General features: G+C 49.5%; 24 protein-coding genes. 18 read left to right on the top strand and 6 right to left on the bottom strand.

The window, feature by feature from the left end:
* Positions 1 to 98: 98 nt before the first annotated feature.
* The 6 genes from IPL32_05210 to IPL32_05185 form a co-directional block, all read right to left on the bottom strand.
* Positions 99 to 545: a molybdenum cofactor biosynthesis protein MoaE gene (locus IPL32_05210; protein ID MBK8465210.1), complete on the bottom strand. Its 447-nt coding sequence runs from the start codon at positions 543 to 545 to the stop codon at positions 99 to 101.
* A gap of 19 nt (positions 546 to 564) precedes the next feature.
* Entirely contained in the window at positions 565 to 1,677 is a 1,113-nt protein-coding gene (locus tag IPL32_05205) for a sterol desaturase family protein (GenBank protein ID MBK8465209.1), read from the bottom strand.
* 36 nt (positions 1,678 to 1,713) lie between these two features.
* Positions 1,714 to 1,953: a MoaD/ThiS family protein gene (locus tag IPL32_05200; protein ID MBK8465208.1), complete on the bottom strand. Its 240-nt coding sequence runs from the start codon at positions 1,951 to 1,953 to the stop codon at positions 1,714 to 1,716.
* 3 nt (positions 1,954 to 1,956) lie between these two features.
* A complete protein-coding gene (locus IPL32_05195; GenBank protein MBK8465207.1) occupies positions 1,957 to 2,727 on the bottom strand; it encodes a thiazole synthase in 771 nt (256 codons plus the stop codon).
* Between the two features lie 86 nt (positions 2,728 to 2,813).
* Positions 2,814 to 3,023 (bottom strand): sulfur carrier protein ThiS, encoded by a 210-nt coding sequence (thiS, locus tag IPL32_05190; GenBank protein MBK8465206.1) that lies wholly within the window; start codon positions 3,021 to 3,023, stop codon positions 2,814 to 2,816.
* 68 nt (positions 3,024 to 3,091) lie between these two features.
* A complete protein-coding gene (locus IPL32_05185) occupies positions 3,092 to 4,057 on the bottom strand; it encodes a hypothetical protein (protein MBK8465205.1) in 966 nt (321 codons plus the stop codon).
* Positions 4,058 to 4,817: 760 nt separating this feature from the next.
* Between IPL32_05185 and ndhC the strand changes: the two genes are divergently transcribed.
* The 18 genes from ndhC (at position 4,818) to IPL32_05095 (ending at position 21,709) form a co-directional block, all read left to right on the top strand.
* Positions 4,818 to 5,306, top strand: a complete 489-nt coding sequence (gene ndhC / locus IPL32_05180) for an NADH-quinone oxidoreductase subunit A (protein MBK8465204.1) — start codon at positions 4,818 to 4,820, stop codon at positions 5,304 to 5,306.
* A gap of 81 nt (positions 5,307 to 5,387) precedes the next feature.
* Positions 5,388 to 6,035: an NADH-quinone oxidoreductase subunit B gene (locus tag IPL32_05175; GenBank protein MBK8465203.1), complete on the top strand. Its 648-nt coding sequence runs from the start codon at positions 5,388 to 5,390 to the stop codon at positions 6,033 to 6,035.
* Between the two features lie 106 nt (positions 6,036 to 6,141).
* Positions 6,142 to 6,621 carry an NADH-quinone oxidoreductase subunit C gene (locus tag IPL32_05170; GenBank protein MBK8465202.1) on the top strand — a complete coding sequence of 160 codons (480 nt, stop codon included), beginning with the start codon at positions 6,142 to 6,144 and terminating at the stop codon, positions 6,619 to 6,621.
* Positions 6,622 to 6,691: 70 nt separating this feature from the next.
* A complete protein-coding gene (gene nuoD, locus IPL32_05165) occupies positions 6,692 to 7,846 on the top strand; it encodes an NADH dehydrogenase (quinone) subunit D (protein MBK8465201.1) in 1,155 nt (384 codons plus the stop codon).
* A 9-nt stretch (positions 7,847 to 7,855) separates the two neighbouring features.
* Positions 7,856 to 8,131: a hypothetical protein gene (locus IPL32_05160; GenBank protein ID MBK8465200.1), complete on the top strand. Its 276-nt coding sequence runs from the start codon at positions 7,856 to 7,858 to the stop codon at positions 8,129 to 8,131.
* On the top strand, positions 8,131 to 8,664 hold the full coding sequence (nuoE, locus tag IPL32_05155; protein MBK8465199.1) for an NADH-quinone oxidoreductase subunit NuoE: 534 nt from the start codon (positions 8,131 to 8,133) through the stop codon (positions 8,662 to 8,664). Before IPL32_05160 ends, nuoE begins: the two co-directional genes overlap by 1 nt.
* Positions 8,665 to 9,978 (top strand): NADH-quinone oxidoreductase subunit NuoF, encoded by a 1,314-nt coding sequence (nuoF, locus tag IPL32_05150; protein MBK8465198.1) that lies wholly within the window; start codon positions 8,665 to 8,667, stop codon positions 9,976 to 9,978. It begins immediately after the preceding gene.
* Positions 9,979 to 10,023: 45 nt separating this feature from the next.
* Positions 10,024 to 10,203, top strand: a complete 180-nt coding sequence (locus IPL32_05145) for a 30S ribosomal protein THX (protein MBK8465197.1) — start codon at positions 10,024 to 10,026, stop codon at positions 10,201 to 10,203.
* Positions 10,200 to 10,685, top strand: a complete 486-nt coding sequence (locus IPL32_05140; GenBank protein MBK8465196.1) for a DUF1579 domain-containing protein — start codon at positions 10,200 to 10,202, stop codon at positions 10,683 to 10,685. Before IPL32_05145 ends, IPL32_05140 begins: the two co-directional genes overlap by 4 nt.
* Positions 10,685 to 12,964, top strand: a complete 2,280-nt coding sequence (locus IPL32_05135) for a molybdopterin-dependent oxidoreductase (GenBank protein ID MBK8465195.1) — start codon at positions 10,685 to 10,687, stop codon at positions 12,962 to 12,964. Before IPL32_05140 ends, IPL32_05135 begins: the two co-directional genes overlap by 1 nt.
* Position 12,965: 1 nt before the next feature.
* Positions 12,966 to 14,141: an NADH-quinone oxidoreductase subunit NuoH gene (nuoH, locus tag IPL32_05130; protein ID MBK8465194.1), complete on the top strand. Its 1,176-nt coding sequence runs from the start codon at positions 12,966 to 12,968 to the stop codon at positions 14,139 to 14,141.
* A 4-nt stretch (positions 14,142 to 14,145) separates the two neighbouring features.
* Positions 14,146 to 14,703 carry an NADH-quinone oxidoreductase subunit J gene (locus tag IPL32_05125; GenBank protein MBK8465193.1) on the top strand — a complete coding sequence of 186 codons (558 nt, stop codon included), beginning with the start codon at positions 14,146 to 14,148 and terminating at the stop codon, positions 14,701 to 14,703.
* A 61-nt stretch (positions 14,704 to 14,764) separates the two neighbouring features.
* On the top strand, positions 14,765 to 15,070 hold the full coding sequence (nuoK, locus tag IPL32_05120; GenBank protein MBK8465192.1) for an NADH-quinone oxidoreductase subunit NuoK: 306 nt from the start codon (positions 14,765 to 14,767) through the stop codon (positions 15,068 to 15,070).
* Positions 15,071 to 15,079: 9 nt separating this feature from the next.
* The gene (nuoL, locus tag IPL32_05115; protein MBK8465191.1) at positions 15,080 to 17,224 is read left to right on the top strand and encodes an NADH-quinone oxidoreductase subunit L; all 2,145 of its coding nucleotides are present in this window, start codon (positions 15,080 to 15,082) and stop codon (positions 17,222 to 17,224) included.
* Complete coding sequence (locus tag IPL32_05110) at positions 17,224 to 18,879, top strand: NADH-quinone oxidoreductase subunit M (protein ID MBK8465190.1); 1,656 nt, start codon at positions 17,224 to 17,226, stop codon at positions 18,877 to 18,879. Before nuoL ends, IPL32_05110 begins: the two co-directional genes overlap by 1 nt.
* The gene (locus IPL32_05105) at positions 18,880 to 19,512 is read left to right on the top strand and encodes a DUF1684 domain-containing protein (GenBank protein MBK8465189.1); all 633 of its coding nucleotides are present in this window, start codon (positions 18,880 to 18,882) and stop codon (positions 19,510 to 19,512) included. It abuts the gene before it with no gap.
* A gap of 3 nt (positions 19,513 to 19,515) precedes the next feature.
* Positions 19,516 to 21,075 carry an NADH-quinone oxidoreductase subunit N gene (locus IPL32_05100; GenBank protein ID MBK8465188.1) on the top strand — a complete coding sequence of 520 codons (1,560 nt, stop codon included), beginning with the start codon at positions 19,516 to 19,518 and terminating at the stop codon, positions 21,073 to 21,075.
* A gap of 7 nt (positions 21,076 to 21,082) precedes the next feature.
* On the top strand, positions 21,083 to 21,709 hold the full coding sequence (locus IPL32_05095) for a hypothetical protein (GenBank protein MBK8465187.1): 627 nt from the start codon (positions 21,083 to 21,085) through the stop codon (positions 21,707 to 21,709).
* Positions 21,710 to 21,723 lie beyond the last annotated feature (14 nt).

Here is a 21,723-nt window from a genome sequence, read left to right as displayed (position 1 = left end):
ATTATGAGCGGTTTTGCAATAAAGTCAAGCTGGCAAACGCCCGAAACACAATTGTAAAGGCACAAATGCGACAGACCCCTAAATTGACGAATTACCTGCTATTCAATGCTTTTAAGTTCCTCGCCCTCGACCCATTTCTCACCGTCGGCGTAAACTTCTTTTTTCCAGATCGGTACGGTGCGTTTTAGTTCGCGGATTAGCCATTCACAGGCTGCAAAGGCGGCTTTGCGGTGAGGTGAGGCGACGGAGATGACTACGCTTGTTTCGCCGATCTCAAGTTTGCCGGTGCGATGAACAATGCCGACGCCTGAGATCTCAAACTCCTTCTTAGCCTGATCGACCAGTTTCTGCATCTCTTTCAGGGCCATTTCTTCGTAGGCTTCATAAATGAGATAAAGAGTCTCAATCGTCGTCCCGTCCTTTTGTTTAGTGAATTGCCGCGCATATCCGTCAAGCGTCACCGTCGCCCCGCAATCCGGCGGCACAACGCGCCGTGCAACGGATGTGATGTCTATTGGTTCGGTTGTGAGTTCGCAGAAATCCATGACAGCCTTTGTCTAAACATTATGACCTTTTTGCTGGTAAGAACGGTTGGATCAATTGTCCCAAATAGCCTTTTGCCGATTTCACCCCGTCAATAACGCCATAAGAGGTCGGCCACACACCCTTAGGAAGATAATAGGTCCCAAACAACCGATCCAACACAGGCAAATGGACCGCAAAATTCTTGTCAAGCAGGGCTTGGTCGGCACAATGATGCCAATGATGAAACTGTGGCGTGGCCACTAACCACCGCAGCGGACCAAACTCAAAACGCAGATTTGAATGAATAAACGTCGCATGCACACTGACAAAAGCGATATATGCGAAGAACGGAGCTTCGGCAAAGCCCAGCAGATATATCGGAATATATGAGATGCCACGGGTCACGGCGATATCGACAAGATGAAGTCGGGAGCCAGCAAGCCAATCCATCGATTCTGCCGAGTGGTGAACGGCATGAAATCTCCAAAGAACAGGAACCGAATGAAATAGTCTATGTACCCAATATTGCGTGAGATCGGCAACAAGGAGAATTCCCACAAACTGCAAAAAGAAGGTCAGACTTCCGATCCACGCCTGTATTTGGGCATTTACTGCCCAGGAAAAAAAGATCATGGCGGGCTTTAGTGTCAGTATCGTAGTTAGCTGGACCAAAACTGCACTAATAAAGAAGTAGGTCAGATCCGTCCTCCAACTTAGCCTAAGTATTGGTTGCTCGACTCTTTTAGGAAACAACTGTTCGAGCGGGACGAACAACGCGGAGAATGCTATGAGGTTTAACAAAAACCAGTCCAGCCCAAGAAAAGGCCCGTTTGTCATCTCGCCATCGATAGGCACCCGCGAGCCGCCCATCAAAGCCGCAGCGAGAGTGAATCCGATCCCGGACAATCCTGCCGCTTTGCTGCGACGCAGGATCAAACTGATGACACCAAGAACGAATGAGCTAACAAGAATCAGGTGAAGCAGTGCGCGAACATATGGTACGGGATACAAGTCGCGTAATTCGGGCATGGTCAATACCCAGGGATAGTGAAAGCAAAGCACCGCCCCAACACCAATTGCTCCTAACGTCACCGAAAGAGCTCCGCTGATCCAGCCGTGCCCAAAGTGTTTTGGTTGTTCGTTCGCGATCATTTTAGGACTATTGAGATTCGCGGATCACCAATGAAATCAACCACCTGAGACCGCAGTAAAGATAGCAAGTTCGTCACCGTCGCTAATAATCTCATTGCCATCAGCGTATTGCTGGTTAAGTGAAATATGCAGTTCATAGGACGAGAGACTCGGGATTTGCAAAACGATAGCCTCAAGAACTCCGTTGGCAGTTAATCCATTTCCGACCGTCACACTAACCTCTCGCTTTTTCGCAATATGAGCCGTCGCACCGAAAAATAATACCCGAGCTGACATACCTTACTTTATCGCTCCGTCGATAGGACTTGACGCTGATGCATAAAGCCTCTTTGGCATTCGACCTGCGAGATAGGCAAGGCGTCCGGCTTCGACTGCAAGTTTCATTGCGGTAGCCATTTTCGCGGCATCGCGTGATTCGGCGATGGCTGTGTTCATTAAAATGGCATCGGCACCGAGTTCCATTGCGATTGCGGCATCGCTCGGGACACCGACTCCGGCATCGACTATGATAGTCGCATCAGGTAATTGTTCGCGCATAATGCGTAAATTAGCAGGATTTTGCACCCCCAATCCGGAACCTATCGGAGCGGCAAGCGGCATCACAGCCGGACATCCTGCGTCGAGCAGCTTTTTCGCCATTATCAGGTCGTCGGTAAAATACGGCAGGACGATAAACCCTTCTTTTACAAGCACTTTAGCTGCTTCGAGAGTTTGTTCGTTGTCGGGAAGCAGCGTCACCTGATCGCCTATGACCTCAAGTTTGATCCATTCGGTATCGAGAGCCTCGCGGGCAAGCCTTGCCGTGCGAATTGCGTGTTCAGCGTCATAACATCCGGCTGTGTTCGGCAGGATTCGCATTTTCGGGTTGAGGTGATCGAGAAACGACTCTGTTTTACCGTCCAGCGGCACACGATTAACGGCGACCGTCACCATTTCTGCTCCGGACGCCGTGTGAGCGGCCTTCATCTCGTCATAAGAACGATATTTGCCTGTCCCGATTATGAGACGTGAGTTGAAAGTTGTGCCTGCTAACAGAAAACTATCCGACATAAGAAAAGTTCACCACAAAGGCACAAAGAACACAAAGTAAGGAGAGTGCTAACTTTGTGTTCTTTGTGCCTTTGTGGTGAAAAAAATTAACCCCCGCCGACAAAATGCACGACCTCGATCTTATCGCCTTTGTTGACCAAGGTTTCGTGCCAATCGGCGCGGCGTACGACAGCGCCGTTCAACTCGATCGCCACTCGCTGTTTTGGCAAAGAAAAAAGATCAAGAAGTTGTTCTAATTTGATTTCGTCGGGAACTTCGCGGGTTTCACCGTTAAGTAATATGTTTACAGCGGCCATTTCTTAAATCTTCCGCTTTGGCCGCGTTAATTTCAAATTTGAAATTTGAGATCTGAGATCTTGTGAGATCAGCCCGGCGTGACAATGCGCCGCAGTTCAAGTTCTTCACCGCTGCTGATCGCTCGAATTAGAACAGCGGCACGACCGGCTTGAAAGTGAGGCAATTGCAGATGAACCTTTGCAAGCCCGTTTTGGTCGGTCTTGGCGTGAAAGATCAGCGGCCTGAAGCTCGATCCGAGAACCTTTATCATTATCTGCGCGTCGGTAACGACCTTGCGGGTGGTGCCTCGGCAAACCATTATATTGACGGTGGAGCGGTCGCCGCCTTTGAATTTTGTTTCGCCGAGCAACTCGAGGCTGAGCTTATTATGTGTAGGCCGGTCGGTGCCGGAAAGCTCACTGACAACCGCTACAGCTTCTGCATCAAGAACAGTTTCTTCCTCGACGATGCATACTGCGTCAAAGATCGGGCCGTCATCGAGTATCTCAAGGTCCAGACTGGAAATTGCGCCGTCGTCGGGCATTGAAATAGGCGTCGGAGACAATTCGTCAGCCGAAGCGGGAGAACTATAGGTAACGACCGTGTGCAGATCGACCACGCCGATCGGCTGAGGTTTATTGACGATCGGCTCGTAGGCAGCTTGAACCTCCGTTACCTGCTCTGCCTTTTCGCTCGAAGGTTTTTTGCCGATGTCGTCGGTCATTGCCTTCAGGTCGTTTATCCTGCCGGCCTTAACCGCTGCGCATATAAGCTTGTGCTGTTTCTGAAGCCGTTCCGCAAGCACATTTTCATCGAGTGTTTCGTTAGCAATATCTTCGTAAGACGAGCGCCTGCTGGCGAGAATTGTCCCACGATCATAGACCAGTGAGACAATAAGGCGCGACTTAAGGCCTTTATCTTCTGTCTGGATATGATAGACGACGTCGTCGAATTTTACGTCTGTATTAAAACCTGAGATCACTATGCAATTACCTGAAAGATTGGAGGAAAACGGCGGTTTGGCGATGTACTTCGCCAACATTAAAGTTACCATACGCTTATATTTGGGGTCAATGAATAAATGTTTTGGTAATGGGTCAATTTGAAATTTAGTTGTTTTTTTGTGGCCTCTGTTTCTTTACCTCAGTGACCTTTGTGTTTAGCTGATCTTTTAACACAGAGAACACGAATGTGAATACACAGAGGGCACAGATGCCATAGCGGTATTGCTGGTCCATTTTAGATCACGGAAATTATCGATATTTATGAAGCGGCTCGGAACTAATGCCACGTCTTTTTTAGTAAAAAAAACTGAGATTTGCCGATGGCTTTTTGGGTGTCTCCGATGGCTTTTTGGGGGGTCTCCGATGGCTTTTTGGGGTCACAAAATGGCTTTTTTTGACATGCTTTCTGATAAACCCTTGCAGATCATGTATTTAGCCTGACATCACAGCCATTTTGGAGCGCGCTGACGCTTCTCGTCCAGTATTCACACCCTCGTCAATTGCATCAGGCATTATTGGTTTCGTTTTGATAGTCAAACCCCTCCGTTTGCTGTCATTTAGAGGTGGGGAATTGGCTGTAATACAGAGATCGCAAAGCTAAACACACAGACGTTACGAAAAAACTGCGGCGGAGTCTTGATTTCGAGTTTTCTTTGGACGGTCGAATTGTGCTGATTTAGACACCTTGACACTATTGAACGCTTAACTTACGATTGAGTTTGTGCCAAAATTCTCAATGTTTTGAGTTAATTAAGAGCGGTATTTTCTTCACTTGATGTTGGAAAACCGGAAAAGGACGGCAGCCCGTAAATGTCTGAATACAATGTGTTCGATTACGTTCCGATAGCGATCATGTTTTTGGTCGCTGCGGGTTTCGGTGTGAGTCAGTTACTTGTCACGCAGCTTATCGGTCCGCGCAAGAGAACAGCAATAAAACTAATGCCGTACGAATGCGGCAAAGACCCGGTGGGCTCTGCTCGAGATAAGTTCTCGATCAAGTTTTATATTGTTGCTGTAGTTTTCCTTTTGTTCGATATCGAAGTCCTTTTCATCATTCCGTTTGCGGTTGCTTTCAAGAGCCTGATGGCAGAAGAAAAACTCAGCGGGATAGCGTTTGGCACAATAGCTTTTATCGAAATAATGGTATTTGTTTCGACACTTGTCATCGGTTATATATACGTTTGGAAAAAAGGCGTTTTCGATTGGGGCCTACAGGCCCGTGCGGAGGCCCGCGAAGAAGCAAAAGCAATGCTCAAAATTCGCCGCGAAGAAGCCGCGAGGATGAAGATAGCTGCTTAGGAAGTGGCGAGTTCGCAGAGTTCGGCGAGTTTTCAGACTCGTAACTCGCTGAACTCTGGAAACTCGGTAAACTATTCAATTATGGGCTTAGAAAATAATCTATTCGACTCGCTACCCGACGTGGTGACCGTCAGACTCGATGCCATTGTCAATTGGGCACGCAAATCGAGCCTTTGGCCGGCAACGTTCGGCCTCGCTTGCTGCGCGATCGAAATGATGAATACTGTTTCTGCCCGCAACGATCTTTCAAGGTTTGGTGCTGAGACATTTCGAGCCTCGCCTAGACAGGCAGACGTAATGATAGTCTCGGGCCGCGTTTCACGAAAGATGGCTCCGGTGCTTCGCAGAATTTACGATCAAATGCCTGAGCCTAAATGGGTTATCTCGATGGGTGCTTGTGCTACATCGGGCGGTGTATTTGATAATTATGCCATCGTTCAGGGCGTTGATAAGATCGTGCCGGTTGATATTTACGTTCCCGGCTGTCCGCCCCGGCCCGAAATGCTTGTACACGCTATCATGATGCTTCAGGACAAGATCATGAAGGAATCAGTAAAAGATCGCCGCGATACGTTTGAGTCCGAATCGCGTGAGTCGATGGTTCCCGGCACTTTGCCTGTTACAGAGGGCACCGCTTTAGAGCGTGAAATGGAAGTAGAGGTCGCAGCAGGCGAAACCTCGCGGCCATATTCAGTGCCGTCGCGTCACGAAAAACGCAGAAGTTCGTAGTCCGTGTCAGTAGCCCGCACGTAAGTAAGGGGCTTTCACTTACCAGAGGAGCCCTTACTTACGTGCGGGCTACTGACAGGTGCGGGTTACTGTTAAAAAGGTTTATATGACTGAAAAGCTCCACGCTTATGTGGAAAAGCTGAAAGAAAAGAACGAGACTTGGGTTAACACTGTAACCGAAGGCCACGGCGAAGTGACGGTTACTGTGCCGCGCGGATCGATAGTTGATGTGTGCCTTTTTCTAAAGGAAGGTCAAGGCTTTGATATGCTTGCCGACCTGTGCGGAGCAGACCGCGGTCCGGAAGAAGATCCGCGTTTTGAGGTCAATTATCACTTGTTTTCGACGACACATCACAGCCGTTTGCGGCTAAAAGTGCTTTTGAGCGAGGACGAGGCGAGTGTGGCGACGGTTTCAGGCCTTTGGAAAACGGCAAATTGGCATGAACGCGAGACTTACGATCTGGTCGGCGTAAAATTTGAAGGACATCCAGATCTACGCCGCATTTTGCTGCCGAGCGATTTTGACGGCCACGCATTGAGAAAAGATTATCCGCTGCGAGGCTATGAGCCGTACAGTTTGAACTAGTTATATGTCCGTTGGTGTAGACAGCATATCGAACCAGACAGGAGTGCTCGACAACGCGCTTGAGTCCGAGATGACTCTTTCGATGGGGCCGCAGCATCCTTCGACGCACGGTGTTTTGCGGCTTGATCTGCGGCTTGACGGCGAGCTGGTCGTCGGGTGTATTCCCGACATCGGTTATCTCCACACGGGAATGGAGAAGCTCTTTGAATACAAGAAATACCAGCAGGGAATCGTCATCACCGACCGAATGGATTATCTCAATCCGTTGGGGAACAATCTGGCGTATGTGATGGCGGCAGAGAAACTTCTCGACCTTGAGATTCCCGAACGGGCGCAGGTCATTCGCGTTTTGATGTGCGAATTACAGCGTATCGCTTCGCACATGGTTTGGCTGGGAACGCACTGCCTCGATATTGGAGCAATGTCCGTCTTTTTCTACTGTTTCCGGCAACGCGAAAAGATCTTGAACCTGATCGAAGCCGCGTCGGGCGGACGTATGACGCCGAGCTATTTCCGCATCGGCGGCCTGATGATGGACCTGCCTGCGGGATTTGAACGGCGATGTAATCAGTTCATGGCGGATTTTCCAGAGGCGATGAACACGTTCGACACGCTCGTCACCGGAAATACGATCTGGCACAGCCGAACGAAAGGCATCGGAATTATCGAGCGCGAAGAAGCCATTAATTGGGGCCTGACCGGCCCGTGTCTTCGCGGCAGCGGAGTAGATCTCGATCTTCGCCGTGACAATCCTTATACCGGTTACGAGACTTACGATTTTGACGTGCCCGTGGAACAGGATTGCGATGTTTGGGCCAGATTCAGGGTTCGTATGCGCGAATGCCTCGAATCGTACAAGATCGTTCGCCAGGCTTTAGACAGATTAAAACCGGGCCCGATCAAAGCCGATTCGCCAAAGGTCGTTCTGCCCGACCGAGATGATATGCGAAAGCATATGGATTCTCTGATCCACCATTTCCTGATCGTCGCCGAAGGCTTCAACGTTCCCGAAGGCGAGGTTTATCATGCCATTGAGGCCTCAAAAGGGGAACTCGGCGTCTATATGAAATCCAACGGCGGCCCAAAACCCGAACGCGTCCATTTCCGCGGCCCGAGCTTTGTAAATCTAGCCGCGCTACCAGTAATGTGCGAAGGCGAAATGGTTGCGGATGTTGTAGCGATCATCGGGTCGCTGGATATTGTGTTGGGGGAGATTGATAGGTAAACATCGATTATGTCTGAAGACAAATTAGATAAAATATCTAAAAAATTAGATGGCGTGGCAGATGATGTCCGATCTTCGAGTTACCGTATCGATAAGCTTGAAACCAGATTTGATTTGATGGGTGAAAAAATCGATACGCTCACGGATGTTATCCGTGATCTTTCAGGCAGCGTGAAAACAATGTCCGGTCAAATAAATTCGGTTATTCCGAAAATTCTAGACCATGAAGAACGTCTTAAATCTGTTGAATCTCGCGTGACCATGCTCGAGGCTGAAACACACTAATGGCAGCTCATACCGCAACAAGTTTTACCGACAAGGTTCTCGTTTCTGATGAGGTGGCGGAGTTTTCTCCGGCGGTCATTGACGAGATGAAGATGCACGTCGCTAAGTATCCGGCAGATCGCACACGGTCGGCTTTGATACCGCTTTTGTTTGTTGTTCAGCGCGAGCGCGGCGGGTGGCTTGATAATCCGGGTATCAATTTTTTGGCGAAGTTTTTGAATCTTGAGGTGACTGACATCTGGGAAACGGCGACGTTTTATTCGATGTTCAATCTGCGACCGGTCGGCCGTCATCACATACAGATATGCAAGACGCTTTCGTGCCGGATCATGGGCGAGCCTGATATCACCGAACATATTTGTTCAAAGCTAGGTATTCATCCCGGCGAAACGACCGAGGACGGCAAATTCACCATAACGATGGTCGAATGCCTCGGAAGCTGCGGCACGGCGCCGATGATGCAGATAGGGTTTGATTATCACGAAGATCTGACTACTGAAAAAGTGGATAAGATACTGGCGGAATGTAAATAGATGGAAATCAAAGCAATAGGCTGTGAACCATTGTCATTAAAGCGTATTGGCGTCAAAGACGGCCACACTCTTAAGGTGTATGCAGAGACTGGCGGTTACAAGTCGCTCGAAAAAGCGCTTTCGATGACGCAGGACGAGATCATCCAACAAGTAAAAGACTCCGCTCTGCGTGGACGCGGCGGTGCAGGATTCCCATCGGGAATGAAGTGGTCATTTGTTCCGCGTGATTCACCAAAACCGAAATATATCGTGTGCAACGCAGATGAATCGGAGCCTGGTTCGTTCAAGGATCGCTACTTGATGGAGTATGATCCGCACGCCCTTATTGAGGGAATGATCATCGCAGCCTACGCGCTCGGATCAAAAACGGGCTACATCTATGGACGAGGCGAATATCGATATCTCCTCGACATTATGGATGTCGCGATCAACGAAGCGCGCGAAGCCGGAATTCTCGGAGCAAAAGTGCTTGGCAATCAGAATTTCTCGTTTGATCTACACACGCACACTGGTGCCGGTGCTTACATTTGCGGAGAAGAAACCGCATTGCTGAGTTCGCTCGAAGGCTATCGGGGCCATCCGCGTATGAAGCCGCCGTTTCCTGCTATCGAGGGGCTTTATGCCTGCCCGACGATCGTGAACAACGTCGAAACATTGACTTCAATTCCTCAGATCATCGAAATGGGCGGAATCAAATGGCGCGATCTCGGCACAGAAAAATCGGGCGGAACTAAACTCTGGTCGATCAGCGGCCATGTCAAAAAGCCAGGCGTTTACGAGCTTCCAATGGGCTACGCCGATATGGAAAAGTTCATTTTCGAAGATTGCGGCGGAATGCTTCGTGACGACAAAAAGCTCAAAGCAGTCATTCCAGGCGGATCGAGCGTTTACATCATGAACGCTAGCCAGATCCTGGGTAAAAATGTGACGCTCGACTACGAAGGATTGGTTTCGGCAGGCTCAATGCTCGGAACAGGCGGAATGATGGTCATGGATGAGACGGTCGATATAATGGACTCGACCAAAAATCTGACCGAGTTTTACAAGCATGAATCGTGTGGATGGTGCACGCCTTGCCGCGAGGGGACGGATTGGCTCGTAAAGATTTTTAACCGTATCTCGATCGGCGAAGGCAGGCCCGAAGATGCACAGTTAATGCTCGACATATGCGACAACATCGAGGGCAAATCGTTTTGTCCACTCGGTGACGCAGCTGCGTGGCCGATACAGAGCGCGATTAAACAATTTCCCGGCGATTTTAAGAAATGGCTTTCGGATAAAGCCGGTCCAAACAGAGTATCGCCGAACGTATAAATGACAGGGAAAAGATTAAAAAGTAAGACGGAGAAATAAAACAATATGGGAAAGGGCGATAAACGAACACGAAGAGGCAAAATCTTTGCCGGCAGTTTTGGAAAGACACGACAGAAGCCGAAAAAAGCAGCTTTTGAAGCTCGGCCGGAAGGCTCGGCGGCCGCCGAAAAACCTGCTAAGAAAAGAACGGTGAAGCGAGTTCCGGCAGCCGAAGTGGCAGAATGAAATTTGGAGAGTCAAAAGAGAGCGGCTTTCACTCACAAATGGCAGGGCTGGTTGGTGAGTGGCGGGGCATGACGAAAACGTGGTTCGAGCCTGATAAATTGGCTGACGAATCCCCGATGTCCGGTAGTATTAGGACAATTCTTGACGGGCGGTTTGTTATGCATGAGTATTCAGGCAGTTTGCAAGATAAGCCGTTTGGGGGCGTTGCGATCTACGGCTTTGATCTTGCGACGAGTAAATTTCAGTCAGCGTGGGTTGACAGCTTTCATATGTCAACGGCGATCATGCTCAGCGAAGGTGAGGCTGACGACAATTTTAATGTGATGGGCAGTTATTTTGCCGGCGAAGGCGAACCTCGTTGGGGGTGGCGAACAGAGATCAGTGTGGTTGACGACAGCAACATTGTGATTACGGCTTATAACGTTACTCCTGATGGGGAAGAGGCAAAGGCAACTGAAACGCGCTACATGCGAAAGAATTGATGTCAGAACAGATAAAAGTAACCATAAACGAGATGGAATTCGACGTCGATAAAGGCGCACGGCTGATTGACGTGTGTCGCGAGAAAGGCTTTGGAATTCCGTCGTTTTGCTATTACAAAGACCTTGAATTGCAGGCCTCGTGCCGGATGTGTTTAGTGCGCATCGAGAAAATGCCGAAGTTGCAAACCTCTTGCACTATCATCTGCACCGACGGAATGGTCGTGACAACGCAGTCTGAGGAGGTCGAAAAAGCGCAGCGTGCGATGGGTGAATTTTTGCTTACAAATCACCCGCTCGATTGTCCTGTCTGCGACCGGGGCGGCGAATGTGAATTACAGGAAGTCATATTCGATTGGGGCGATGTCGAAGAGCGATTTTCAGAGAAAAAGAACGCTCAGCCGGAAAAATATCTATCGCCTATCGTCGCAAACGATCCTCAGAGATGTATTCTCTGCAAACGCTGTACGCGCGTATGCAGCGAGTGGATGGGAGAAGACGCTATTGAGGCCGGCAATCGCGGGTCGAATACTGTGATCGGAACATACGGCGGCTGGCTGAACTGTTCACAGTGCGGCAACTGCATAGAAGTTTGCCCGACCGGAACATTGCTCGACGGAGTTTACCGTCATGAAACAAGGCCGTGGGAACTCGACCAGACGGTCACAACGGATGTTTACGGTTCGGACGGAATGCAACTAAGCATTGGCTCACGCGGCGGTGCGGTACACCGTATTGTTGCCCGGGATCGCTACGTAAACGGCTTGAACGGTGAATTCCTGGATGTAAAGGCACGTTTTGCACACGAATTTATTAATCATCCTGATCGAATCAAGACACCGATGATCCGCTATTCAAAAGGCGGAAAGCTGATACCGGCGACATGGGATGCGGCGATAAAATTTGCCGCAGATAAGCTGAAGGAACACGGGAAATCGGTCGGCGTCATCGCAAGTCCGCGGCTGACAAACGAATCTGTGTTTACCCTTAAACGTTTCGCGTCAGATGCGGTCGGCAGCGATAACTTTGCTGTTTCGGATGTAAATGATCAGGCACCGGCTTTTAATAATCTCAGCGTGCCGCTTTGCACTCACGAAGAAATTCGTCACGCCAAAACAATTATTCTGATCGGCGGCGAGCCGGAAGAGGAACAGACCTACACCGCCAAACAGATCCGTCAAGCGGTTCGCAACGGCGGAGCGAAGTTCATTTGCGTTAACGATACACCGATAGAACTCTCACGTCGAGCAACTCAGTTTGTTCATGTAAATGCAGGCTCCGTTGATGCTTTTGCATTGGCCTTGGCAGATGCGGGCAGCGGTCAGATGGCCGCCGGAAAGCTCGGGGTCGATGCGGCACAGATCGATGCAGTCGGAAAGGCTATAAACGAGACCGAGGGTGACTTGATAATCATGTTCGGCAGCGAACTTTCACCTAACGCGCAGGCTGCGATCGCAGCGTCAGCCGGTTCTTTTAGTGCCGAAAATCGTCGTGTGTTGCTTCACCCGCTTCCGCGATATAACAATTCGGTCGGCGCTCACGATATGACGACGGGTCGAAGATCTGTCGATGAAGTCGTAAAGAATTCAAAGGCCGTATTGATTGGCGGAAGTTTGCAGGACGCAACCGCGCTGCAAGGCAAGGATTTTGTTGTTGTCCAAGAGCTTTTTCAGACGGATACAACAGAATTTGCAGATGTAGTGTTCCCCGCGGCAAGTTTTGCCGAAGTTGACGGAACATTTACAAATAACGCCGGCAATGTTCAACGTGTCCGAAAAGCTATCGAGCCAATTCACCAATCAAAACCCGATTGGATGATAGCCGCACTGATCGCTCGTGAAATGGGCATTGAATTTGGTTATGATTTTTCGGCCTCGATGGTCTTTAAAGCGATCGCTGATAGTGTTCCGGCCTATAACGGACTTCGCTATCCGATGCTGAAGGACGAATCAAATCCGGTCCAGGCGAAATACGCGATCACTGTTGGCAAAGATGTTTCAGCACACGTTCAGACGTTGAGAACGAAAGTTGAGGCAATGAGCGACTCGGCCGCGAAAAATTTTGAAGTTCCGAAAGTCGGACACAAACTGCATCGGCTGACAACGATGACCAGCAAGACGGCTCAGTTTCATCTATTGGCGCACGGTAATCCTAAACCGGAGAATCTGTTGGTTTCGCCGCTTGTTCAGTTTGGGCTTGATGGTGTTTCGCGTGAAGATGGAAAGGCAGAGGCCGCAACAGTGCATGCTTCTGACCGCTCTGCTCCGGTCAAAATAGTTTGATATGGAATCTGTACTAAAAACTGCATTTCCTTTCATCGTGATCAGCGTCGGTATCTTGCTCGCCTTTCAGGGCGTGCTGATGATCGTCGCTTACACGGTGCTTGCAGAACGCAAAGTGCTGGGCTGGATCCAAGGCCGCATCGGGCCAAATCGCGTCGGGCCGTGGGGCGTTTTGCAGCCGTTTGCCGATTTGCTCAAATTTATCTTTAAGGAAGATCTCGTTCCGGATAAATCGACGAAATTTGTTTATTTTCTGGCACCGATGGTCGCGTTGACGTGTGCGTTGATGCCGATCGTTGTTTATCCTTTCGGTCCGAGAATTAAAGATCCTCTGACTTGGATCTCTCCTTATTTGATCTCTGCTGTCGGATGGATTCCGGCTGTTGGCAGTTCGCTCGTGGATGCGATCAATTGGCTCGTGCCGCAGGCGATGAATATGCCGCTCACGATCGCCCGGATCGACGTAGGCGTGCTTTATGTTTTGGGCATAACGTCTGTCGGGGTTTACGGCATTGCTCTTGCGGGTTGGTCGTCGAATAGTAAATACAGCTTGATGGGCGGCTTGCGTTCGTCGGCGCAAATGATCTCGTATGAACTCGCGATGGGAGCGTCGGTGATCGGCGTTGTCATGCTTGCTGGAACGCTCGACCTCGGCGGTATCATTGACGCCCAGGTAAATTCGCCGTTCAAATGGTTTATCATCCCGCAGGTCATCGGTTTCTTTGTTTTCCTGATCGCGGCCTTTGCCGAGACGAATCGTGTTCCTTTTGATCTGCCTGAGGCTGAAACCGAGCTTGTTGCCGGTTTTCACACAGAATACTCGGCACTTAAATTCGCACTGTTTTTCATGGCTGAGTACGTGAATATGTTCACGGTCTCGATGATGTGCACCGTGCTCTTTTTAGGCGGCTGGTATTTGCCCGGATTAGGTTGGTTTGCCAGCGTTACAGGCTTGCAGGCTTGGATCGGCTGGGGAACTGTCGGTTATGCGTTGATCAGCCACATCGGATTTATCGTCAAGATATGTGCGTTTTTGTTTCTTTATATTTGGATACGCGGAACGCTGCCGCGATTTCGTTTTGACCAGTTGATGAATTTTGGCTGGAAGTTTTTGCTGCCGGTCGCTTTGGGAAATGTGATCCTGACGATCGTCGTAGTGTTTTTTTTGAATCGATAAAGAAATGGTCTCAACCGTTCTATTTTTCTTATTTGCTGGCCTTGCGATCGCTTCGGCGATCTCGATGGTCTATCACCGTAATCCGCTTTACAGCGCGATCTCGTTGGTTGGCGTGTTTATCTCGCTGTCGTGCATTTATGTGACTCTTGCGGCTCCGTTCATCGCGGCAGTGCAGATATTGATCTATGCGGGTGCGATCATGGTTTTGGTCGTTTTTGTGATCATGCTTCTTAATCTGGATGAGGATAAACCGCTTAATCGCCTGAAATATCTCTACGCACTTGGCGGCGGACTCGGCCTGATCTTGCTCGTTCAGACATTTTTTATTTTTTACGCTGTGATGCGTGCTCCGAATGTTCCGGCCGATCAATCCATAACTGCCGGAAAGACTTTGAGTATCGGACAAGCGATGTACACCGAATATTTATTGCCGGTCGAGATCGTCGGAGTTTTGCTCCTGATGGCGATCATCGGAGCGGTCATGTTGTCGCGGCGATTGGCGCAGCCTCAGTTGGAATTGGTCGTCGAGCATGAATCCGATCTGAGACATGACGAGCAGTGATGTCGAGTTTTTATTAAGTTGAGTGTTACGCCCTTGCCTTGTGCGGGCATTTGCAAAAGACATGGAACCGAGCTTAGCCAGCTATCTGGCGTTATCAGGAATATTGTTCACGATCGGCTGCGTCGGCGTTATTTTCAAACGCAACGCGATCGGGATGTTTATGTGCATCGAGCTGATGCTCAACGCGGTAAATCTGACGTTTGTGGCGTTTTCGCGTTATTACGGCGATGTCACGGGACAGCTTTTTGTTTTTATGGTAATGTCCGTCGCCGCCGCCGAAGCCGCCGTCGGCTTAGGCATCATCATCGCGTTCTTCCGCAACAGTCAGTCGATCGATGTGGACGATGCAAGTATTTTAAGGAATTAGTCACCGAGAATGGTTGAAAATAACCTTTTGAGTCTAATAATTTTTGCACCTCTTGCCGGGGCCGTGATCAATTGGCTGATCGGCGGTCGGCTGAAAAACGAGATGTTCAGCGGCCTGGTCGCTTGCGGTACTATTGCGGTCTCGACGGTTGTGGCGTTTATGATCGCTTTCGGTCATAACGGTGCTTTGCATTCGGAAAAGCCTGTTCTTGATCATCTTTGGACGTGGATACAGGTAGGTAGTTTTCGAGCTGATTTTGGGCTGGGAATGGACAGGCTGTCGGGCATTTACGCTTGTTTTATAACTTTTGTCGGCCTTTTGATCCATATCTTTGCGACAGGTTATATGAAAGGCGATAAAGGGTTTTATCGCTTTTTCGCTTATCTGAACCTGTTCATGTTCTCGATGTTGACTCTCATTTTGGCGGATAATTTTCTGCTGATGTTTGTCGGTTGGGAAGGTGTCGGCCTTTGCTCGTATTTGCTGATCGGTTTTTATCTCAAAAAAGATGAAGCACGGCGAGCCGCAAAGAAAGCGTTCGTAATGAACCGCATCGGCGACTGGGGCGTGCTCATCGGAATATTTTTGATCTTTTCACTGACCGGAACAATATCGTTTTTTGATAAAACTGTTGACGGCCAGCAAGTGCAGAGCGTTTTCACTTTTGTTCTTGCTAATATGTCGGCTGATCCGTTCACTTGGGGCGCGATCTTTGCCGGTGGATTGACGTCGGTCGGCGTGCTTTTATTTATCGGTGCGACGGGTAAATCGGCACAGATACCTCTATTGACCTGGCTGCCTGATGCTATGGCCGGCCCGACGCCCGTGTCGGCTCTCATCCACGCAGCAACAATGGTCACAGCGGGCGTTTATCTTGTTGTTCGTTCGAATGCTATCTATCAAATGTCGCCTACTGCGATGTGGATCATAGCAGTCATTGGCGCTGCGACAGCGATCTTTGCCGCGACAATCGCTATCGCCCAAAACGACATAAAAAAGGTGCTCGCATATTCGACAGTTTCGCAGCTCGGATTTATGTTTCTCGCCGCCGGTGTCGGAGCGTTTGTCGTAGCGATCTTTCATGTGATGACACACGCTTTCTTCAAGGCTTTGCTTTTCCTCGGTTCTGGCTCCGTCATCCACGGAATGCACCATGAGCAGGATATGCGAAAGATGGGCGGCTTGAGAAAGCACATGCCGATCACTTTCATCACGATGGCGATGGGCTGGCTGGCGATCTGCGGCATCCCGATCTGGGCAGGTTTTTTCTCGAAAGACGAGATCCTCTATAAGACATTTGCTACCGACAAATACTTTCCCGCTGGGCCGTTTCCCGGCGAAGAGGTTTTGTGGGCAGTCGCGGTTTTCACGGCTGTGCTTACCGCGATCTACATGACGCGAATGATGGTCATGACTTTTTGGGGCGAAGAGCGTTTTCACCATCAGATCGAGGGCGAGCATCATGGCGACGATCACGACGCACACGAGGATACGCACGCTCACGTTCATGACGACCACGATGAAGAGCATCACGCTCTGCCCCCGAATTTCAAACCGCACGAATCGCCTTGGGTGATGACCATGCCGCTTGTAATCTTGGCATTTCTTTCAACGGTTGGCGGTCTCGTCGGTGTGCCGTATGCGATGAGCTCCATATTTGGTGTGAAGGACGCGAATGCATTTGAACATGTTCTCGAACCCGTCGTCGCCGAAACGAAGATGCCAACTGCAATTGCCGCTCGTGAAGCTGCCAAATCGCATGCTCCGGAAGTCGTGCAAAAAGAACGCATGCTCGCCGGCCTGTCGATCGTGATGGCTGCGATCGGTATTGCGATCGGGTTTGCCCTGTTCCTAAAAACTCCGCTTCGAAAGATGCCGAAGATCCTCGAAGAGAAATGGCGGCTCGACGAACTTTACAACGGCTACATAGTCGATCCGATCACAAATCTGTCGAGAAACGGCCTGTGGAAGGGCTTTGATGTTGGATTTATTGACGGCATGGTCAACGGTATCGGGCATTTCGTGATAGAGGCAGGTTCGCTTGTTCGTCAGATACAGGTCGGCTTTGTCCGCAGTTACGCAGCGATTATTTTGCTCGGAGCTCTGGCCGTGCTTGGGTATTTTATTTACTACGGATTGAAATTGGTTGGCTAATGGACTTTATTACTAAAAATCTGTTGACGATCTTGATCCTGCTGCCTTTGGTTGGAGCGGTGTTGACGCTTGGCCACCAAATGTTTTGGAAGCAGGAAAGCCAACTAAAGTGGCTGACGCTCGGATTTACGCTGCTGAATTTTGCGGTTTCACTTTTATTGCTTACCAACAATGGTACGACATCTGCCAGCGGCTTCTATTTTGAGCAAAACGTTCCGTGGATCAGGGCGATCAATACCAATTATCACGTCGGCGTTGACGGATTAAGTTTGTGGCTGGTGATCTTAACGACTTTCATAGTGCCTATCGCGGTCGTCTCGACGTGGCACGCGGTCGAGAAACGGCGGACAGCTTTTTACATCTTTTTGCTGCTCTTAGAGAGCGCGATGCTTGGCGTTTTTGTCTCACTTGATCTGCTTGTTTTTTACCTGTTTTTCGAAGCATCGCTCGTGCCGATGTTTTTCCTGATCGGCATTTGGGGCGGCGACAATCGCATCTACGCGGCGGTCAAATTCTTTATTTTTACGGCGCTTGGCAGTTTGCTGATGCTGGTCGCTATCATCGCACTTTTTTACATTTACGCAGATCAGACAGGCCTCGGCGGCTCTTTTGATTTTGTTTCAATATTAAGTGCAATGAAGTCAGGCACTTTAACTATCGCTCCGCAAACAGGTGCGTTACTGTTCTTTGCATTTGCACTGGCGTTCTCTATCAAGGTTCCCCTTTTCCCGTTCCACACATGGCTGCCTGACGCTCATACCGAAGCTCCGACCGCTGGCTCAGTTATCCTCGCGGCTGTGCTTCTGAAAATGGGAACATACGGCCTGATGCGTTTTAATTTTGCATTGTTCCCTGATCAAAGCCGTGAATTTGCTCCGCTCTTCATCACGCTTGCGATCATCGGCATCATTTACGGAGCGTTGGTCGCGATGGTACAGCCGGACGTCAAACGTCTCGTGGCGTATTCGTCCGTCGCACACATGGGTTTTGTGATCTTGGGTATGTTCTCGTTCACCGAACAGGGAATGCAGGGCGCTCTTTTCACAATGCTCGCTCACGGCGTGACGACCGGTGCGTTGTTCCTACTAGTTGGATTTATTTACGAACGTCGGCATACTCGCGAGATCACGCAGTTTGGCGGCCTTGCGAACGTGATGCCGGTTTACGCGACGATCTTTGTCATCACGACGATGGCGTCGGTCGGACTGCCTTTCCTGAACGGCTTTGTCGGTGAATTTCTTATCATGGTCGGAATGTTCAAATCGACAGTCCTGAGTATGTCCGGCGCAACAAATTGGAACATTGTCGCAACGATGCTTGCCGGAACCGGTGTAATCTTTGCGGCTGTTTATCTGCTCTGGATGGTGCAGAGAGTTTTCTTTGGAAAGGTGACGAATGAAAAGAACAAAACGCTCGCAGATTTGAGCTGGCGAGAGATCGGACTGATAATTCCGCTATTGTTTTTGATGGTTTACATGGGCGTCTATCCGAAACCATTTTTGGCTCGAAGTGAAGATGCGATCAAGGCAATTCAAACGCGAGTGATGGGCCGGGCCGGCGGCAGCGTTGATCACGCCGAAGATCGTGGTCACACTCCGGTCGAAGTAGTTTCTGACGGCTGTGTCTGTGAGACGGAAACGAAGACGGAACAATAAATGAAAGCGGCAGTTCTATTGATAATTACAATGGTTGCTCTTGTGTCGGGCATTTCGGCACAGACTTTTTACGAAACGGATGACCTGACAGTTTTTAGAGAAGGCCGCGATAAAGAATTTCGAGATCGTAAAGAATCGCCGCTAAAGGAAGAAGATTTTGCCGCTTTCAAAAGGTTGAACTATTTTCCGGTTGATAATAATTTTCGCGTAGCGGCGCAGTTGACGCGAATGTCGAGTGAAAAGTGGATACAGATGCCGACGTCATCCGGTGTGACAAAGAAATTTATTAAATTCGGCATTTTGAAATTTAAGATAAACCGTAAACCGTTGACCTTGAGTGTTTATCAAATGGATCCGGCGGTCGCGGCAAAATTTCCGGAGTACGCAGATCTTTTATTTGTTCCTTTCAAAGATTTGACGAACCGGACAGAAACATATGGCGGCGGCAGGTATATCGATATAAAAATGCCAAAGGGTACATCGGTAATTCTAGATTTCAATCTGGCATACAATCCGAACTGTGCGTACGGTGGAGAAAAGTGGAATTGCCCAATACCGCCAAGCGAAAATTCGATAAAAGTAGCGATCGCGGCTGGTGAAAAGCGATTTGCCTACTCGGGCAAGGCTCAGTAGAGAATGATGAGTATTATGTTTGCAGCAGACCTGATAAATCCTAATGCCGATGTTAAGATCATTCGTCCAGAATTGGTCGTCGCAGTCACCGGGATCATAGTAATGGTCTATGACAGCTTCTTTCCGAAGCAGCGTTCGGTGACTGGCACGATCTCACTGCTTGGACTCGCCATATCTGCGGCTCTTTTAGGAACAATGTGGGACGGTGTTTACGGCTCGACATCGGGCTGGAACGGAATGATCATCCACGACAGCTTGCGGCTGAGCTTTTCATTCGTTTTTTTATTCGTCACGGCGATGACGATCTTGATATCGACGGTCTGGGTTGAGCGAGAGAATGTTCCAGCCGGCGAATATCATGCGCTTCTGATGTTTGCTACGTTCGGAATGATGATGATGGCGGCGGGCAATGATCTTGTCATCATTTTTCTGGGGCTCGAGACGCTTTCTATTGCAACTTATGTAATGGCAGGGCTTCGCAAAGGGGACCTTCGCTCAAACGAATCCGCGATGAAATATTTCATCCTCGGCTCATTCGCGTCGGCGTTCCTGCTCTATGGAATGGCGCTAATTTATGGAGCGACCGGCTCGACAAATCTCACTAAGATCGCAGGGCTTATGAACAGTCCTGATCTAAGTGTAAATTTCCCAGCGCTTCTGCTCATCGGCGCGGCGATGATGATCGTTGGGTTTGGATTTAAGATCGCTATGGCGCCGTTTCACGTCTGGACGCCTGACGTTTACGAAGGTGCTCCAACGCCTGTCACTGGCTTCATGGCCGCCGGGCCAAAGGCAGCGGCTTTTGCATCGTTCGTACGCATTTTTGTACTCGGCTTTCCGCTTGTCGCAGGGATGCAAGCATCGGGTTACCTTCATCAAACTTGGATAACCGCGATCGCAGTAATGGCGATGCTGACAATGTTTGTGGGCAATATCGCTGCGATCATGCAGACCAACGTCAAACGAATGTTGGCATACTCATCTATCGCACACGCAGGTTACGCGCTGGTTGGTTTTGTCGGCGCCGGAATGGCAAAAACTCCACAAGCCCGCGACGAGGCCGTCGCGTCAGTGGCGTTCTATCTGCTGACCTATGCGGTTACGAATCTCGGAGCCTTTGCAATAGTCACTCTTCTCGCCCAAAAGAATGACCGCCGCAACGATTTCGAAGATTACAACGGCATCGGATTCAAAGCTCCGGCGCTCGCATTCACTCTTTCGCTCTTTATGCTTTCGCTCTTGGGCTTGCCGCTCACTGCTGGCTTTATGGGCAAGGTGCTTGTGTTTCTTCCGGCGTTGGAAGCAGGAAGTGTGCTGCTCACCATCTTGGTCGTTGTTGCGGTGATCAATACCGCGATCTCGGCATACTATTATCTGCGGCTGATCGTCGTGATGTTCTTTCGCGAACGCACGAGCGAATGGAGCGCTCCAAAAATGCCTGTGGCCCTTACTGCGGCACTAATTATTACGGCTGTTGGTGTATTTTATCTAGGAATCTTCAGCGACAGCGTGATCGAAAAGTTTTCCCAATCGCCGACTTCCGCCGTCAGGGCTGAACGTTAATGAGTCCATGTTTACCGAATTAGACCTCGACGCCTGGCCCAGACGCGCCACCTACGAGTTTTTCAAAAATTACGACGACCCTTTTTTCAATTTCACTGCAACGGTCGATGTGACACATCTGTATAGTTTCTGCAAGCAGAATGATCTTGCATTTTCGCTGACGGCATTGTTCTGCTCGCAGCGTGCGGCAAATGAAATCCGCGAATTTCGCATAAGACTACTTGAAGGACGGCTCGTAGAATTCGATAAGATACATGCCACGCAGACGATCCTGAACGAGGACGAGACGTTTTCATTCTGTTATTTCGAGATGCAGGATGATGTGTTCGAATTTAATCGAGCCGGCCGCGCCGCCCTTGAAAAGTACAAGGCCTTAAGGAGCTTTGATGTCGAATCTCATCGTCTTGACATGAACTATTATTCCGTCATTCCTTGGGTCTCCTTCACAAGTTTCAAACACGCAAGCCGTCTAGATAAAACACAGACCGTACCGCGAATCGTTTTCGGAAAAATGTTCGATGAAGGCATCTCGAAAAAAATGCCGTTGTCTGTCGAAGCAAACCACACAATAATGGACGGCATTCACGTCGGTAAATTATTTAACCGCTTTCAGGAGATCGGCGATTCGCTGTAAGAAACAGGCCTTTT

This window comes from Chloracidobacterium sp. (genome assembly GCA_016711345.1).
Classification (GTDB): domain Bacteria; phylum Acidobacteriota; class Blastocatellia; order Pyrinomonadales; family Pyrinomonadaceae; genus OLB17.
This window is presented reverse-complemented; position numbering and strand designations above follow the sequence as displayed.